Below are 13,524 nucleotides of genomic sequence, written 5' to 3'. Positions count from 1 at the left end.
GGCGCCCCGGCTCCCGCGGGCGCCCCCCGGACAGATCAGTTGCTGTACGCCTCCAGCGGCGGGCACGAGCACACCAGATTCCGGTCACCGTGCGCACCGTCGATACGCCGGACCGCCGGCCACACCTTCGCGCGGGCCTTCCCCATCGGGAACACCGCGGTCCGGCGCGAGTACGGGTGGTCCCACTCTCCCACCAGGCATTCAGCCGTGTGCGGAGCACCGCGCAGCGGGTTGTCGTCGGCGGGCCACTCCCCTGCCCCGACCCGGTCGATCTCGTGGCGAATCGAGATCATCGCGTCGATGAACGCATCGAGTTCGGCGATGTCCTCGCTTTCGGTGGGCTCGACCATCAACGTGCCTGCCACCGGGAAGCTCATCGTCGGCGCATGGAACCCGTAATCGGCCAGTCGCTTCGCCACATCGTCGACCGTCACGCCGGTGGCCTTGGTGATGCCGCGCAGGTCGAGGATGCACTCGTGGGCCACCATGCCGTTCTCGCCGGTGTACAGCACCGGGAAGTACTCGTCGAGACGACGGGCGATGTAGTTCGCCGAGGCGATCGCGGTGAGCGACGCCTTCCGCAGGCCCTCCGCCCCCATCAGCTTGATGTACGTCCAGGTGATCGGCAGGATCGACGCCGAGCCGAAGGGCGCCGCCGACACCGGTCCGCCACCGCCGAGGCCCGGTTCGGCCGGGTGTCCCGGGAGGTAGTGCGCCAGGTGGGCGCGCACTCCGATGGGTCCGACACCCGGCCCACCGCCGCCGTGCGGGATGCAGAACGTCTTGTGCAGATTGAGATGACTGACGTCGCCACCGAACTTGCCCGGCCGCGCGAGCCCGACCAGCGCGTTGAGGTTCGCGCCGTCGATGTACACCTGCCCACCGGCGTCGTGCACGGCCCCGCAGATCTCGGCGATGTCCTCCTCGTACACGCCGTGCGTCGACGGGTACGTGATCATGATCGCCGCGAGACGCTCCGCATGGTCGGCGATCTTGGCACGCAGGTCGTCGAGGTCGACGTCGCCGTTCGGCCGGCACGCCACGACCTCCACGCGCATCCCGGCCATCACTGCCGATGCGGCATTGGTGCCGTGGGCACTGGACGGGATCAAGCACGTGTCGCGCCGGTCGTCGCCCCGGTCGAGGTGGTACCGGCGAATCGCGAGCAGCCCTGCGTATTCGCCCTGGCTGCCCGCATTCGGCTGCAGACTGACCGCGTCGTACCCGGTCACCGCCGCCAGCCATCCCTCGAGGTCCGCGATGAGAGTCCGGATGCCGGCGGTCTGCTCGGCCGGTGCGAACGGGTGCAAGCCCGCGAACTCGGGCCAGGTGATCGCTTCCATCTCGGCAGCGGCGTTGAGCTTCATCGTGCACGAGCCGAGCGGAATCATCGTGCGGTCGAGCGCGAGATCCTTGTCGGACAGACGCCGCAGGTACCGCATCATCGCGGTCTCGGTGCGGTAGCGCGTGAACGCCTCGTGCTGCAGGAAGGCGGTCGTCCGCGCCGGCGCGGCGCGCGCCGCGCCCCCACCCGATCCCGAGTGCCCTTCGGCGACACCGAACGCCTCCAGCACCGCGGTGATGTGCGCCGGCGTCGTGGCTTCGTCGCAGGACACCGAAACATGATCGGCGTCCACGCGGTAGAGATTGATACCTGCCGCTGCTGCGGCACCGATCACCTCGTCGGCCCGGCCCGGGACCCGGGCCAGCACGGTGTCGAAGAAGGACTCGTGCACGACCTCCACGCCACCCTCACGCAGCGCCGACGCGAGGTGATCCGCGTGCCCGGCGACACGGCGCGCGATCGCCGTCAGTCCCTCGGCACCGTGGTACGACGCGTACATCGCGGCCAGCACGGCCAGCAGCACCTGCGCGGTGCAGATGTTGCTCGTCGCCTTTTCACGCCGGATGTGCTGCTCGCGGGTCTGCAATGCGAGGCGGTAGGCGGGGTCGCCGTCGGCGTCGACCGACAGGCCGACGAGCCGCCCCGGCAGTGTGCGTGTATCGGACGCTTTCACCGCGAGATAGCCCGCGTGCGGACCACCGAATCCCATCGGGACACCGAAACGCTGTGTCGTGCCGAAGCACGCGTCGGCGCCCTGTTCTCCGGGAGGGGTGATCAAGGTCAGTGCCAGCAGGTCGGCGCCCACCGCGACGAGCGCGCCGCGTGCGTGGGCGGCGTCGATGATCGGGGCGACGTCGTACACCCGTCCCGACGCTCCGGGTACCTGCAGGATGATCCCGAAGAAGTCGCCCTCGGGAAGGCCGTCGTCGACGAGGTTTGCCGTGACGATCTCGATGCCGAGGGGCTCTGCGCGGGTCGCGAGGACGGCGGCGGTCTGCGGGAACAGATCGGTGTCGACAGCGATCCGGTTGCTCTTCGACTTGCGGTTCGCGCGGCGCAGCAGTGTCATGGCCTCGGCTGCTGCGGTGGCCTCGTCGAGCATCGACGAGTTCGCGACCTCCATGCCGGTCAGGTCCGCGACCATGGTCTGGAAGTTCAGCAGGGCTTCGAGGCGGCCCTGGCTGATTTCGGGCTGGTACGGCGTGTACGCGGTGTACCAGGCGGGGTTCTCGATGATGTTGCGGAGCAGTACCGGCGGCGTGAGCGTGTCGTAGTAACCCTGCCCGATCATCGAGGTCGCGACGGTGTTCTTCCGGGCGAGAGCAGTCAGCTCGGCGAGAACCTCGTGTTCGGACTTCGGGGCGTCGAGGACGTCGAGCCCGTCGGAGACGGCACCGTCGCGCTCGTCGAGAATGGTCGCCGGAACGGCCCGCGCGGCGAGTGCGTCGAGCGAGTCGACGCCGATCACCTCGAGGATGCGGCGCAGGCCCGCGGTGTCGGGACCGATGTGACGGTCGGCGAAGTTCGAGGTGACATCTTCTGACATCGCAGCTCCCAGGCTGATCGGAGAGGTCCACCACCGCGCGTGGGCGCACGGGGCGTTTCCTCCCCCTCTGTCGTGAGCTCGCGGTGCGAGCGCCTGAGAGATTCGGCCCGTGGAGGGCGTTTCCCCGTGGGCGGGTGGGTGCTCCCACCGCTTTCCAGAGACGTCGTAGCTCGCACGGTCCTGTATGCCTGAGAGATTGACGGGGAGGTGCTGCTCCTTCGGCGCCCGGATCAGGTCCGGAACTCTCCCGCACGACGGCGACGCGAGCCCAAGTCTAGAACACGACGGTCTTCCGTCGACGACCCCGCACCACCCTCGCAGGTGATCTTCGTCTAGCCGATTCGGCGGTTGATGCGACTGCGGCGCCGGGACGCCAATTCGTCTTCCGGCCGCTCTTCGACGTCGCCTCCGTCGGCACGCTCGGCGGGGAAGTCGGCGATGCTTCCGGTCAGTTCGCGCATTGCGCCGCTGACCGCGATTCCGAACACGCCCTGCCCGCCTTGGAGAAGATCGACGACCTCCTCGGGCGACGTGCATTCGTACACGGTGGTGCCGTCGGAGAACAGCGTGATCCTGGCGAGGTCACGGACCCCACGACTGCGCAGGTGATCGACGGCGACGCGGATGTTCTGGAGCGAGACACCGGTGTCGAGGAGTCGCTTGACGATCTTGAGAACCAGGATGTCCTTGAACGAATAGAGCCGCTGGCTTCCCGATCCTGCCGCGCCCCGGATCGACGGGACCACGAGGTTGGTGCGGGCCCAGTAATCGAGTTGGCGGTAGCTGATTCCCGCGATCTGGCACGCGATGGGCACCCGGTAGCCGACAAGCTCGTCGGGCACCGAATCGTCGGGGAACAGCCCGGGCTGGATCTCGTCGTCGTGCGGTGTGGGTGACGAACTCGCGCGGTCGCCGGCGTCAACGGTGGAATGCTGTCCCTGCGGCCGATCTCGCACTGTGTGACTTCCTCTCGCGCGCCCTGTTGTACCTCGCAACGACCGACCGGCGGATCCCCCACCACATCCAATCGTCGAGCGCTCTCAGGCTCACCAAGTAACCCATATTCGGATTTACCCAGCGTACGCTCCGGCGTGGGGCGCGGGGCAGCAACACGCCCACCGGAAAGGCAACGTTCGACACTACTCGCGTCGGACTGTGCTGCTGCTCGAAGCTGCAACGCGTCCGTCGCCGGTCGACGAACGACCGCTCAGCCGTCCGTCGCCTTGAAGTCGTCCGGAGAGATGTTGTCGAGGAATTCCTTGAACTTCTCGACCTCGTCTTCACGCTCGTCCGGCATGACCAGTCCTGCTTCGGTGAGCACAGCTTCGTCGACGAAGACCGGCGCACCGATGCGCAAGGCTACAGCGACGGCATCGGACGGACGGCACGACACGCGCATGTCGCCGTCGAAAACAAGATCGGCAAAGAAAGTGCCTTCCTGGAGGTCGACGATGCGGACTTCCAGGAGTGCGTGACCGAATGCGTCCAGGAGATTCTTGATCAGGTCGTGCGTGAGGGGGCGGGCGGGTTCCACACCTTGCTGCTCGAGCGCGATCGCGGTCGCTTCGTTCTGGCCGATCCAGATGGGCAGGTACCGCTCCCCGTCGACCTCGCGGAGCAGTAGGACAGGCTGGTTCTGGGGTTGTTCTACTCGGATCCCCACCACTCGCATCTCGCTCATCGCGGCGCCTCCGTCCCGCTGCTCGTCAGTGGCGTACCACCCGAATCGATATTGCCTGAATTCTAGTGCGCTCCCGAACATCCGTCAGGTGCCGGCCGGCGCAGCCCGGGGCGATCAGCGGTCGAGAGCGCCCTGGACGGCAGCCTTCACCAGGCAGGTGTGGAGCGTCAACGACAGTGCGGCGAGTTCGCGCACCATCTCTTCCGCTCTCTGCCGGGCCCCGGCATCGCGCCCCTTCGCGACAGGACCCGCGATCTGGGCGACGAGTCCGGCCTCGCGGTCGGCAGCGAGCTTGAATGCGCGCAGATGCCGTACCTCGAGGCCGAACTCGGCCATTGCCTTCGCGGTGCGTGCGAGCAGCACCGCATCGTCGTCGAAAAATCCGGCGGGTCCCGGCGTGACCAGGCCCGCCCCCACCAGTTCGGTCAGGAACGCAACATCCACACCGGCCCGCTCGCACAGGTCGTCGCGGCTGACGCGGATCTCCCGGTCGGTGCGCAGATCCTCGGGCGAGACCTCACCGCGGGCCACTGCCAGCGGCCGGGGCCGCTTGGGCCGGGTCTCGACCGATCCCACCGTCGCAGCGCCGCGGTCGATCGCCTCGAGCTGTTCCTTGATCACCTTCAACGGAAGGTACTGATCCCGTTGTGCGGTGAGCACATAGCGCAGCCGTTCGCAGTCCGCGATCGAGAACCGGCGATAGCCCGACGGAGTGCGCTCCGGGCTGATCAGCCCCTCGGCCTCGAGAAATCTGATCTTCGAGATCGTGACATCCGGGAACTCGGGCCGCAGTCGATCGAGTACGGACCCGATCGACATGCCGGCCGGCGCCGACTGGTGGGCTGCGGTCATCAGCTACTCGCGCCCTGCGAACCGCGAGGACCGGTCAGGAACACCAACCGGAACTTGCCGATCTGAACCTCGTCGCCGTTGGCGAGTACCGCGGAGTCGACCGGTTCCCGGTTGACGTAGGTGCCGTTGAGGCTTCCGACGTCGACCACCTGGAAGTCGCCCTCGTCCTGACGGAACTCGGCGTGCCGGCGGCTGACGGTCACATCGTCGAGGAAGATGTCGCTGTCGGGATGCCGTCCCGCCGACGTCGTCGGCTGGTCCAGCAGAAAGCGCGAACCCGCATTGGGTCCACGCTTGACGACGAGCAGCGCTGATCCGGCAGGGAGCCCTTCGACACCTGAGACGGGCGCGTCGGTCGTAGCCGTTCCGGCCCCGGCGCTTTCCACTTCGTTCAGGAAGTCGGCGCGAAACACCGAAGTCGTCTCCGCAGGAGTCTCCTCGTAGCCCGCGTTGCCGTTCTCGCTCACCGTTTCTCCTTATCCGTTCGATCGCCCGGGAACTCCCGGGCGATCGTTGAGTCGTTCGCCCCGATCAAATCGACACGGCACACGCCATATCTGACCGTACCCTGTGCGGGGGCACTGGTGCAGGTAGTCGCGGCCACGTTACATGCCGGGTCCGTCAGCTTTCCGTGATGCCGCGGTAGCCGTCCGCATCCATCGTTTTCCCGAGGGCGCCGTCGAGGTCACCTTCGGTGTCCACCTCCACCTCGACCAGCCATCCGGCTCCGTAGGGAGCGCTGTTGACCAGTTCCGGGTTGGTCTCCAGGTCGGTGTTGACCGTGGTGACCTTCGCGCTGAAAGGCGCGTACACATCCGAGACGCTCTTGGTCGATTCGACCTCACCGAAGGAGTCGCCTCCGGTCACGTCGGCACCCGGCTCGGGCAACTGCACGAAGACGACGTCGCCGAGTTGAGACTGTGCGTAGTCCGTGATCCCGATCCGCGCGGTTGTCGCTCCGGTCCTCTGCACCCATTCGTGCTCCGCCGTGTAGCGCAACTCGCCGGGGGTTTCGAACTCACTCAAGGTAGATCCTTTCGGGGGCGACGTTCCGGGCGAACGTCGGATTCACTATCCGGGCTGAGAGTATTGGCGCGGCTTGATCTCCCGCAAGGCGGGCACGTCGACCTGCGGAAACTGTTCCACGGTGAGGCTGCCGCCCGCTCGGGCCACGGCGTCGACGACACCTCCCGGGATGTTCAGTGCTGCCGCGAGGGTCGGTCCGTCACCGATGGCGGTGACCGTATAGGGCGCACGGAGCGGCGTGTCGTCGACCGTGATCGCGCCCGGCGAGCCCGTCACCCACGAATCCACCCCGATCCGTACGGTCTCGCCGCCCGCACCGGCGATCTGCATCGTGTCGGCACCCGCCGCGCGCAGTTCCTGGATCATGTCGAGCACGACCTCGGCACCGACGCCACCTCGCGGATCGTTCACCGTGAGAACGACTCCCGGGCCGGTCGCCGGAGCAGTGCCGAGCTGGATCGACAGGTCGTCGAGCCGCTCGCGTGCCTCGGCAAGAGCGGCGTCCGAGCCGTCCCGCTCGAGACTCGAGAGTGTGCGCTCGAGTGCCGTGATCTCCTGCCGCAGCGCGGCCTCTCTCCGATTGAGGTTGTCGAGTAGGACCAGAAGATCCGCCGGGCGCGCCGAATCGAGGGTGTCGCCCGTACCGGTGTTCCTCACCTGTGTGGCAATCGCCGTGCCGAGCAGGAAGACGAGGAGTGCGGCGAGTACTGCGAAGACCGGCGCGGTCCGCTTGGGCCCCGGCTTCGCCGCCGCCGAGTCCCGGCCATCCGAGTCCCGAGCCGGTTCGACGGCGTCCGGTTGGGGGCCGTCCCGTTCGGGACCGCCGCGTGGTTCGTGTTCGCCGCCGCGTGTGTCGTCGGACATGGGTCACGCACCGAACAATCTGCGGCGCAGCGCCGAGGCGTTGCCGAAGATCCGGATACCCAGAACCACGATGACCGCGGTGGAGAGCTGCGTGCCGACGCCGAGCTGATCGCCGAGCCACACGATGAGTGCGGCGACGAGGACGTTGAACACGAACGACACCACGAACACCTTCGCGTCGAAGATGTCATCGAGGTACGCGCGGAGACCGCCGAACACCGTGTCGAGGGCGGCAACCACCGCGATGGGCAGGTACGGCTGCACGATGTCGGGAACCTGGGGGCTGAACACGATGCCGGCTGCGATCCCGATCGCGAGCGCCAGCGCCGCATACAGCGCCTGAGCATGATTGACCCGATTCACCGATTCCCCACTTCCCCTGCTGATCCGATTTTTCGCGCCGGCGCGGCCGGGAGTTCGAGTTCGTCCTCGTCGGCAAGGGTGAAACCTACCCCGTAGAGTTGCGCGATCCCCGCAATCCTCAGGTAGGCATCGCTCACGACGAACGAGGTCTGCAGCCGGCCCGGAGACCCCACCGCCGAGACTTCGTACGGAGAGAAGACCGGCTGGTTGTCCACGAGCATCGCTCCCCCGGCCTGACGGACGGTCACGCCCGGACCCACACGAACCCCGCCGACCGACACGGCCTCGGCACCCGCGGCCCACAGTGCGTTGACCACTGCCTGCAGATCCCGGTCGAAGACCGCGGCGGTCGGGCGGCCTTCTGTCTGCTGGGACGAGTCGGACAGGTTCGGGCGGGCCGCGGGATCGGTGAGGGTGACCGTCAGTCCCGGACCCCGGACCGGCAGCGCCGCGGCCGCATCCTCGGCCGCGCGCAGTTGGTCGAGCACGGTGCCGCCTTCGGTGTCGTCGGCGAAGAGAGCATCGCGGCGGTCCTGGATCGTCCGGGTCAGTTCGTCGCGACGCGCGACGAGCGCGGCGTTCCTCTCGTCGCTCGCGCGCAGAGACGCAAGGATCTCGGCGCGCGCCTGGTCGGTCCCCGCTTCTCCCGCGTTGTTCTGGGCGTACGCGGTTCCCAGTACGAGGCCGGCGAGCACGACTCCCACGACGAGCCATACCCGGGCGGTGGCGGGCGAGGTCGGTCGTCGTCCGGCGCGCCGGTCGGCGGCAGCCGCGGCGTAACCGGGGTCGAGATGGTCCTCGAGGAGAGATTTGAGAAGCGACGGCACCGGGTTGCGGCGCACGCGTTCCCACTTGCGGCTCATCCGGGCCGGCCCGTCACCGGGACCGTCCGCGCGATGGTGACGGCCTGAGCGAGATACAGGACTGCGGTCCACACATAGAGCACGGTGCCCCAGATCAGCGCGGCCCAGCCGAGCGGGCCCGTGATCGGTTCCGATGCGGGTACCGCCACCGTGGCGAGTAGGAGCGGTAACGCGAACATCAGCAGGAAGGTGGCGCCTTTACCGAGGTAGAGCACTTCCGGCGGAGGCAGTCCCCTGCGTCGGTAGACGGCGAGGGTGGGCGCGAGGACGACTTCACGCCCGATGAGGATGGCGGCGATCCACCACGGCATGATGTCGCGGGCGACGAGTGCGACGAGCGTGGTCACGACGTAGAGGCGATCGACCATCGGATCCAGGAACGCGCCGAGGCGTGAGGTCTGGTCGAGCAACCGGGCGAGCTTGCCGTCCGCCCAGTCGGTCAGGCTGCTGACGATGAGCAGGATCAGCGCCCAGGCGTCGGCGTGGACGACGAGCACCAGATACAGGAACAGCGGGACCCCGAGCAGCCGGAGAAAGCTGAGGGCGTTGGGAACGGTGAGGATGCGGTCGGCGCTGCCCGTACCGGCGCCCGTGGTCGCATCGGTCATCGTCGCGTCATCCCTTGTTCTTCGCAGTTTTCTCGGCTTCACCGTCGGTCTCTCACAGCCTTCCACATTCGTCCCGGGTCTCCGTCCGGGGCGTCAGCGCCAGGCGAAGACTGGCTGCTCGAGTCCTTCGATGCGGGTGTGCCGGCCGTGCAGTGCCACTTCCCGGAACTGGTACACCACCGCTGCCGTGGGGGCGTGGATGAGATGTCCGCGGAAGGGCCATTGGATCACGGGCTTGTCGGACTCGGGGATCGCGACGAAGCGCGGCGCGACGTCGAGTTCGGATGCGGTGACCGCGTAGAGGATGTCCACCTCGTCCGGGCTCGGGACGAGGTCGGCCATGGCGGCGCCGGACCAGACCACGAACGGCGACATGACATATCCCGATCGGGTGACGTAGTCGTCGAGGCGGCCGAGGATCGCGTCGGGCTCGAGGGCGAGGCCGAGTTCTTCGTGCAGTTCGCGAAGCGCGGCGTCCTCGGGGGTCTCGCCGTCGTCGAGACGCCCGCCCGGGAGGGCGAACTGACCCGGGTGCGCGCGGAGTCGTGCGGGTCGTTTGGTCAGCGGCATCACGGGCTCCCCGGTGCGGTCGTCGAGGACGGCGACGACCACCGCGGCATGGCGCCTGCCCTCGAGCGGCAACCGGCGTGACTCGAACGCGGCGAGTGCCGCGGTGAGATGGTCGCGGTCGAGGGGGTGTGGGGCGCTCATGCGACGACAGTAGTTGGTGGGTCGAACCAGCCGCGGCACAGCGTGTCGGGGCAAGGCGGGGTGTCCAGTAGCTCGCGATTCGGTAAATCAATCGTTTCCGTAGAGTCCGGATTTCGTCCAGGATCGACGGGTCGTTTCGCCCACACCGAGATCCGCTGCACGCCATAGTGTGTCGAAACAGAAAGGATCCGGATGACGGACACAGCCGCACCCGCAGGTCTCGACCTCGACAAGCTCGCCGCCCACCTGAGCACCGTGGGATTCGGGCAGTTCGACGGTCCCCTCTCCGCCCGGCTCATCAGCGGTGGACGTTCCAATCTCACCTACGAGCTGACGGACGGATCCCACCGGCTCGTCCTGCGCCGCCCCCCACTCGGTCACGTCCTCGCGACAGCACACGATATGGCGCGCGAACACCGCGTGCTGACCGCCCTCGCGGGAACGGCAGTGCCTGTCCCCCGGACGCACCACCTGTGCGAGGACCACGACGTGATCGGCGCGCCCTTCTATCTGATGGACCTCGTGGAGGGGACGCCCTACCGCACCGTCGAACAACTCCTCCCCCTCGGACCCGAACGGGCACGGTCGATCTCGGAACGCATGATCGACACCCTCGCAGCCCTGCACGCAGTCGACCCGGACGCGGTCGGACTGGGAGATTTCGGCCAGCCGGAAGGATTCCTCGGCCGGCAGGTGCGACGCTGGACCACCCAGCTCGAGAACTCCCGCAGCCGGGACCTGCCCGAAGCCGACGAACTGCATCGGCTGCTCGTCGCACGACTCCCCCGCGACGGTGCCGCAGGCATCGTGCACGGGGATTTCCGGCTCGACAATCTCCTCGTCGACGACCACGACGAGGTCGCCGCGGTCCTCGACTGGGAGATGGCAACGCTCGGCGACCCACTGACCGACGTGGCGCTGCTACTCGTCTACCAGCGTCTCGCGCGGCTCGACGCCGGGTTCCCCGTCTCCACGGTCTCGCAGGCGCCGGGCTTCCTGAGCGACGATGAGCTGCTCGCCCGCTACGACGCGGCCGGCGGACGCGACGTGTCCGACATGGCATTCCACCTGGCGTTGGCGTACTACAAACTCGCGGTGATCCTCGAGGGGATCTCCTTCCGCTACCGGCAGGGCAAGACGGTCGGTGAAGGCTTCGACAAGATCGGCGACGGAGTCACACCACTCCTTCGCGAGGGGATCGCCGTGCTCCGCTGAACGGACACAATTGTCCCCCGGCGCCGGCCACACGACGAGCGTTCGACCTGCCGCGGAACGCTGCTGCCCCCGCGAAGTCGGCGGTACGCTGCCCGCATGTCGCACCCGATCATGTTCGACGAGAACGATCCGCTGCTCGCGCGGGTGCGCGAGCTGGCATTGGCGTTTCCCGGCGCCGGGGAGAAGATCTCACATGGCCGTCCGTTCTTCCACACGAAGACGGCGTTCGCGGTGTACGGCGGAACCGTGAAGGAGACCGGACGAAGCTACCCGCGCTCGCTCATCCTCAAGCCGGACGCCTCCGAGCGGGAAGCGCTGCTTCAGGACGCGCGCACCTACCACCCCGCCTACATGGGTCCGTCGGGTTGGATCGGGTTCGACCTCGAGAGCGCCACGGTGGACTGGGGCGAGGTCGCCGAGCTGCTGGATATGTCCTTCCGCGTCACCGCCCCCGCGCGCCTGGTCCACGAGCTCGACGCCCGTCCGAAGTAGTAGGTCTCCTACGCGGAGGCTCCGGAGATGTTGACCATCCAGTTGACGCCGAATCGATCGGTGCACATCCCGAAGGAATCTCCCCACGGCGCCCGCTCGAGCGGCACGTCGATTCGGCCGCCTTCGATCAAACCGTCCCAGTAGCCGCGGAGTTCGGCCTCGTCGTCGCCGCTGAGCGAGACCGAGTGGTTCGTCCCCGGGATGTACTCCATCGCCGCCGGGGTATCGGAACCCATGAGCACGAAGCCTTCGGCGGTGGTGAGCATCGAGTGCATGACCTTGTCTTTTTCGGCAGGGTCCTCGCTCGCCTGCATCTCTCCGAACGTGGAGATCGTCAGTTCACCTCCGAACACGTCTCGGTAGAACTCCATCGCGTGACGCGCGGTGTCGCGGAAGCCGAGATACGGATTCAGTGTGGTGGGCACGGTCACCAACTCCTTCTGTGTCGGGAAACGCTCGGTCGCGGTGTGGCAGTGCCACGCCGTGACAGACCCGCGGCGTGGCACTTTCTCATCGTGACCGTCTTCCCACACTCACGACACCGCAATCGTCTTTCCGGCGTAGTCCGGCCGCTCGACGGCGTCGGCGAGGACCTCACCGACCGCACCGCGGGCCACGTGCCAACCGGCGACCTCCCCCGTGTCGGACGTCGTCGCCGTACCGGATTCCTCGTCCGTGAGATTGACCGGTTGCACGAGTGTCCAGAGGACGTCACTGCCCCGCACGAGAGCGTCCTGCTTCTCGGTGTCGGCGATCTGCGGACCGAGTAGCGCCCGGAACATCAACGCATATCGCCGGGGCAGCTTCCCGCGGGTGTCCCCCACGCCGTACGAGGTCTGCACGACGAGGCGCCGAACGTCGTGGCGTCCCATCGCGGCCACGATGTTGCGCGTGCCGCGTGAGCGCACATCGAGAGCCGTCCCTGCCGGTCCGCGCATCCGCACACGGACGGGGTTTTCACTGATCCCGAGTGTGACCACCACCGCGTCCTGACCGCGCACCGCGACATCGACGTCCTCCGGCCGGGTGGCGTCCCCGGCGACGACCGTCGATCGACCGGCGAGATCTCCCAGTGCCGCGTCGTTCCGGACGAACACGGTGACGTCGTGACCACGGCGGAGCAGCGCGTTCACCGCCGCCCTCCCGGAACCTCCTGTTGCACCGACCACCAGTACTTTCATGTTGTCCTCCTCGTTCGCGTCCATAGTTTTGGGTTCAAAATCCAGGCTATGCAGCGGATTCAGGACACTCCATGCCCCGGAGCCCGCGTTTCATGCCCGTTCGTCCGGTGCGACTGGACGACGGGTCGCAAGGGCGGGATTGTGGCCCTATGACGAACGCGACCGGTGCGGCCACATATCCGTGGACGCCGGTGGACCCCCTCGGCGAAGCACTGCACCTGCTGCGGATGCGCGGGGGGTTCTACTGCCGCTCCGAGCTGAGTGCGCCGTGGGGTCTGGAGATGCCGGCGTTCGCCGACAGTTCGAGCTTCCATCTGGTCGTCTCGGGCGAGGCATGGCTCGATGTCCCCGGCTCACCGTCGGCGCGCATGCTTCCCGGCGAATTCGCGGTGGTGCCCCACGGTACGGGCCACCTGATCCGCAGCGAGCCGGACGCGTCCCGCACCGGTCGCGTCGACACGCTGCCACAGCAGATGATCGGCGATCACTATTCGGTTCTGCGGCACGGTGGGGGCGGTGACCCCACCGTGCTCGTATGCGGCATCGTCGAATTCGACCATCCGACCGCTCGGAGACTGGTGTCCTTACTGCCACCGGTCCTGCGGATCGACTCGGCGCGGGGAACCGCGTCGCAGGTACTTGCGCTGATGGCGGACGAAGCGCGCGGGGTTCGGCCCGGTGGCGAGGCAGTGCTGACCCGGTTCGCCGACATCCTCGTGATCCTCGCGATCCGAAGCTGGGTCGAATCCGACCCCGCAGCACGGGACGGGTGGGTCG

Annotated in this window: 16 protein-coding genes and 1 riboswitch; of the genes, 3 read left to right on the top strand and 13 right to left on the bottom strand. The window is 67.6% G+C overall.

The window, feature by feature from the left end:
* Positions 1–35: 35 nt before the first annotated feature.
* From gcvP to TVH25_RS17625, 11 genes are all read right to left on the bottom strand, one after another.
* Positions 36–2,891, bottom strand: a complete 2,856-nt coding sequence (gene gcvP, locus TVH25_RS17675) for an aminomethyl-transferring glycine dehydrogenase (protein WP_422425001.1) — start codon at positions 2,889–2,891, stop codon at positions 36–38.
* Positions 2,892–3,056: 165 nt separating this feature from the next.
* Positions 3,057–3,151, bottom strand: a riboswitch (glycine riboswitch).
* A 72-nt stretch (positions 3,152–3,223) separates the two neighbouring features.
* Positions 3,224–3,847: a MerR family transcriptional regulator gene (locus TVH25_RS17670; RefSeq protein WP_169622340.1), complete on the bottom strand. Its 624-nt coding sequence runs from the start codon at positions 3,845–3,847 to the stop codon at positions 3,224–3,226.
* Positions 3,848–4,098: 251 nt separating this feature from the next.
* Positions 4,099–4,572 carry a bifunctional nuclease family protein gene (locus TVH25_RS17665; RefSeq protein WP_072698776.1) on the bottom strand — a complete coding sequence of 158 codons (474 nt, stop codon included), beginning with the start codon at positions 4,570–4,572 and terminating at the stop codon, positions 4,099–4,101.
* Between the two features lie 114 nt (positions 4,573–4,686).
* Complete coding sequence (locus tag TVH25_RS17660; RefSeq protein ID WP_072698120.1) at positions 4,687–5,424, bottom strand: MerR family transcriptional regulator; 738 nt, start codon at positions 5,422–5,424, stop codon at positions 4,687–4,689.
* A complete protein-coding gene (gene garA, locus TVH25_RS17655; RefSeq protein ID WP_169622341.1) occupies positions 5,424–5,891 on the bottom strand; it encodes a glycogen accumulation regulator GarA in 468 nt (155 codons plus the stop codon). Before garA ends, TVH25_RS17660 begins: the two co-directional genes overlap by 1 nt.
* Positions 5,892–6,045: 154 nt before the next feature.
* The gene (gene gcvH, locus TVH25_RS17650) at positions 6,046–6,450 is read right to left on the bottom strand and encodes a glycine cleavage system protein GcvH (protein ID WP_072698118.1); all 405 of its coding nucleotides are present in this window, start codon (positions 6,448–6,450) and stop codon (positions 6,046–6,048) included.
* Between the two features lie 45 nt (positions 6,451–6,495).
* A complete protein-coding gene (locus TVH25_RS17645) occupies positions 6,496–7,314 on the bottom strand; it encodes a DUF881 domain-containing protein (protein ID WP_378528667.1) in 819 nt (272 codons plus the stop codon).
* Between the two features lie 3 nt (positions 7,315–7,317).
* Positions 7,318–7,677 carry a small basic family protein gene (locus TVH25_RS17640; protein WP_072698117.1) on the bottom strand — a complete coding sequence of 120 codons (360 nt, stop codon included), beginning with the start codon at positions 7,675–7,677 and terminating at the stop codon, positions 7,318–7,320.
* Entirely contained in the window at positions 7,674–8,540 is an 867-nt protein-coding gene (locus TVH25_RS17635) for a DUF881 domain-containing protein (protein ID WP_169622344.1), read from the bottom strand. Before TVH25_RS17635 ends, TVH25_RS17640 begins: the two co-directional genes overlap by 4 nt.
* Positions 8,537–9,148 carry a CDP-alcohol phosphatidyltransferase family protein gene (locus TVH25_RS17630; RefSeq protein WP_169622345.1) on the bottom strand — a complete coding sequence of 204 codons (612 nt, stop codon included), beginning with the start codon at positions 9,146–9,148 and terminating at the stop codon, positions 8,537–8,539. Before TVH25_RS17630 ends, TVH25_RS17635 begins: the two co-directional genes overlap by 4 nt.
* 93 nt (positions 9,149–9,241) lie before the next feature.
* The gene (locus TVH25_RS17625) at positions 9,242–9,859 is read right to left on the bottom strand and encodes an NUDIX hydrolase (RefSeq protein WP_169653170.1); all 618 of its coding nucleotides are present in this window, start codon (positions 9,857–9,859) and stop codon (positions 9,242–9,244) included.
* A gap of 192 nt (positions 9,860–10,051) precedes the next feature.
* Between TVH25_RS17625 and TVH25_RS17620 the strand changes: the two genes are divergently transcribed.
* Together TVH25_RS17620 and TVH25_RS17615 are read left to right on the top strand one after the other, a co-directional pair.
* Positions 10,052–11,074: a phosphotransferase family protein gene (locus tag TVH25_RS17620; protein ID WP_422424997.1), complete on the top strand. Its 1,023-nt coding sequence runs from the start codon at positions 10,052–10,054 to the stop codon at positions 11,072–11,074.
* Between the two features lie 96 nt (positions 11,075–11,170).
* Complete coding sequence (locus TVH25_RS17615) at positions 11,171–11,566, top strand: MmcQ/YjbR family DNA-binding protein (RefSeq protein ID WP_169622348.1); 396 nt, start codon at positions 11,171–11,173, stop codon at positions 11,564–11,566.
* Positions 11,567–11,574: 8 nt separating this feature from the next.
* Here TVH25_RS17615 and TVH25_RS17610 read toward each other — a convergent pair whose 3' ends face one another.
* Both TVH25_RS17610 and TVH25_RS17605 read right to left on the bottom strand, forming a co-directional pair.
* The gene (locus TVH25_RS17610) at positions 11,575–11,991 is read right to left on the bottom strand and encodes a VOC family protein (protein ID WP_169622349.1); all 417 of its coding nucleotides are present in this window, start codon (positions 11,989–11,991) and stop codon (positions 11,575–11,577) included.
* A 108-nt stretch (positions 11,992–12,099) separates the two neighbouring features.
* On the bottom strand, positions 12,100–12,747 hold the full coding sequence (locus TVH25_RS17605; protein ID WP_422424994.1) for an NAD(P)-dependent oxidoreductase: 648 nt from the start codon (positions 12,745–12,747) through the stop codon (positions 12,100–12,102).
* A gap of 149 nt (positions 12,748–12,896) precedes the next feature.
* Here TVH25_RS17605 and TVH25_RS17600 point away from each other — a divergent pair.
* Positions 12,897–13,524: cupin domain-containing protein (locus TVH25_RS17600; protein WP_422424992.1), on the top strand; the 628-nt coding region annotated here is incomplete at its 3' end.

It is taken from the genome of Rhodococcus sp. 7Tela_A2 (assembly GCF_049311045.1).
GTDB lineage: Bacteria > Actinomycetota > Actinomycetes > Mycobacteriales > Mycobacteriaceae > Rhodococcus.
This window is presented reverse-complemented; position numbering and strand designations above follow the sequence as displayed.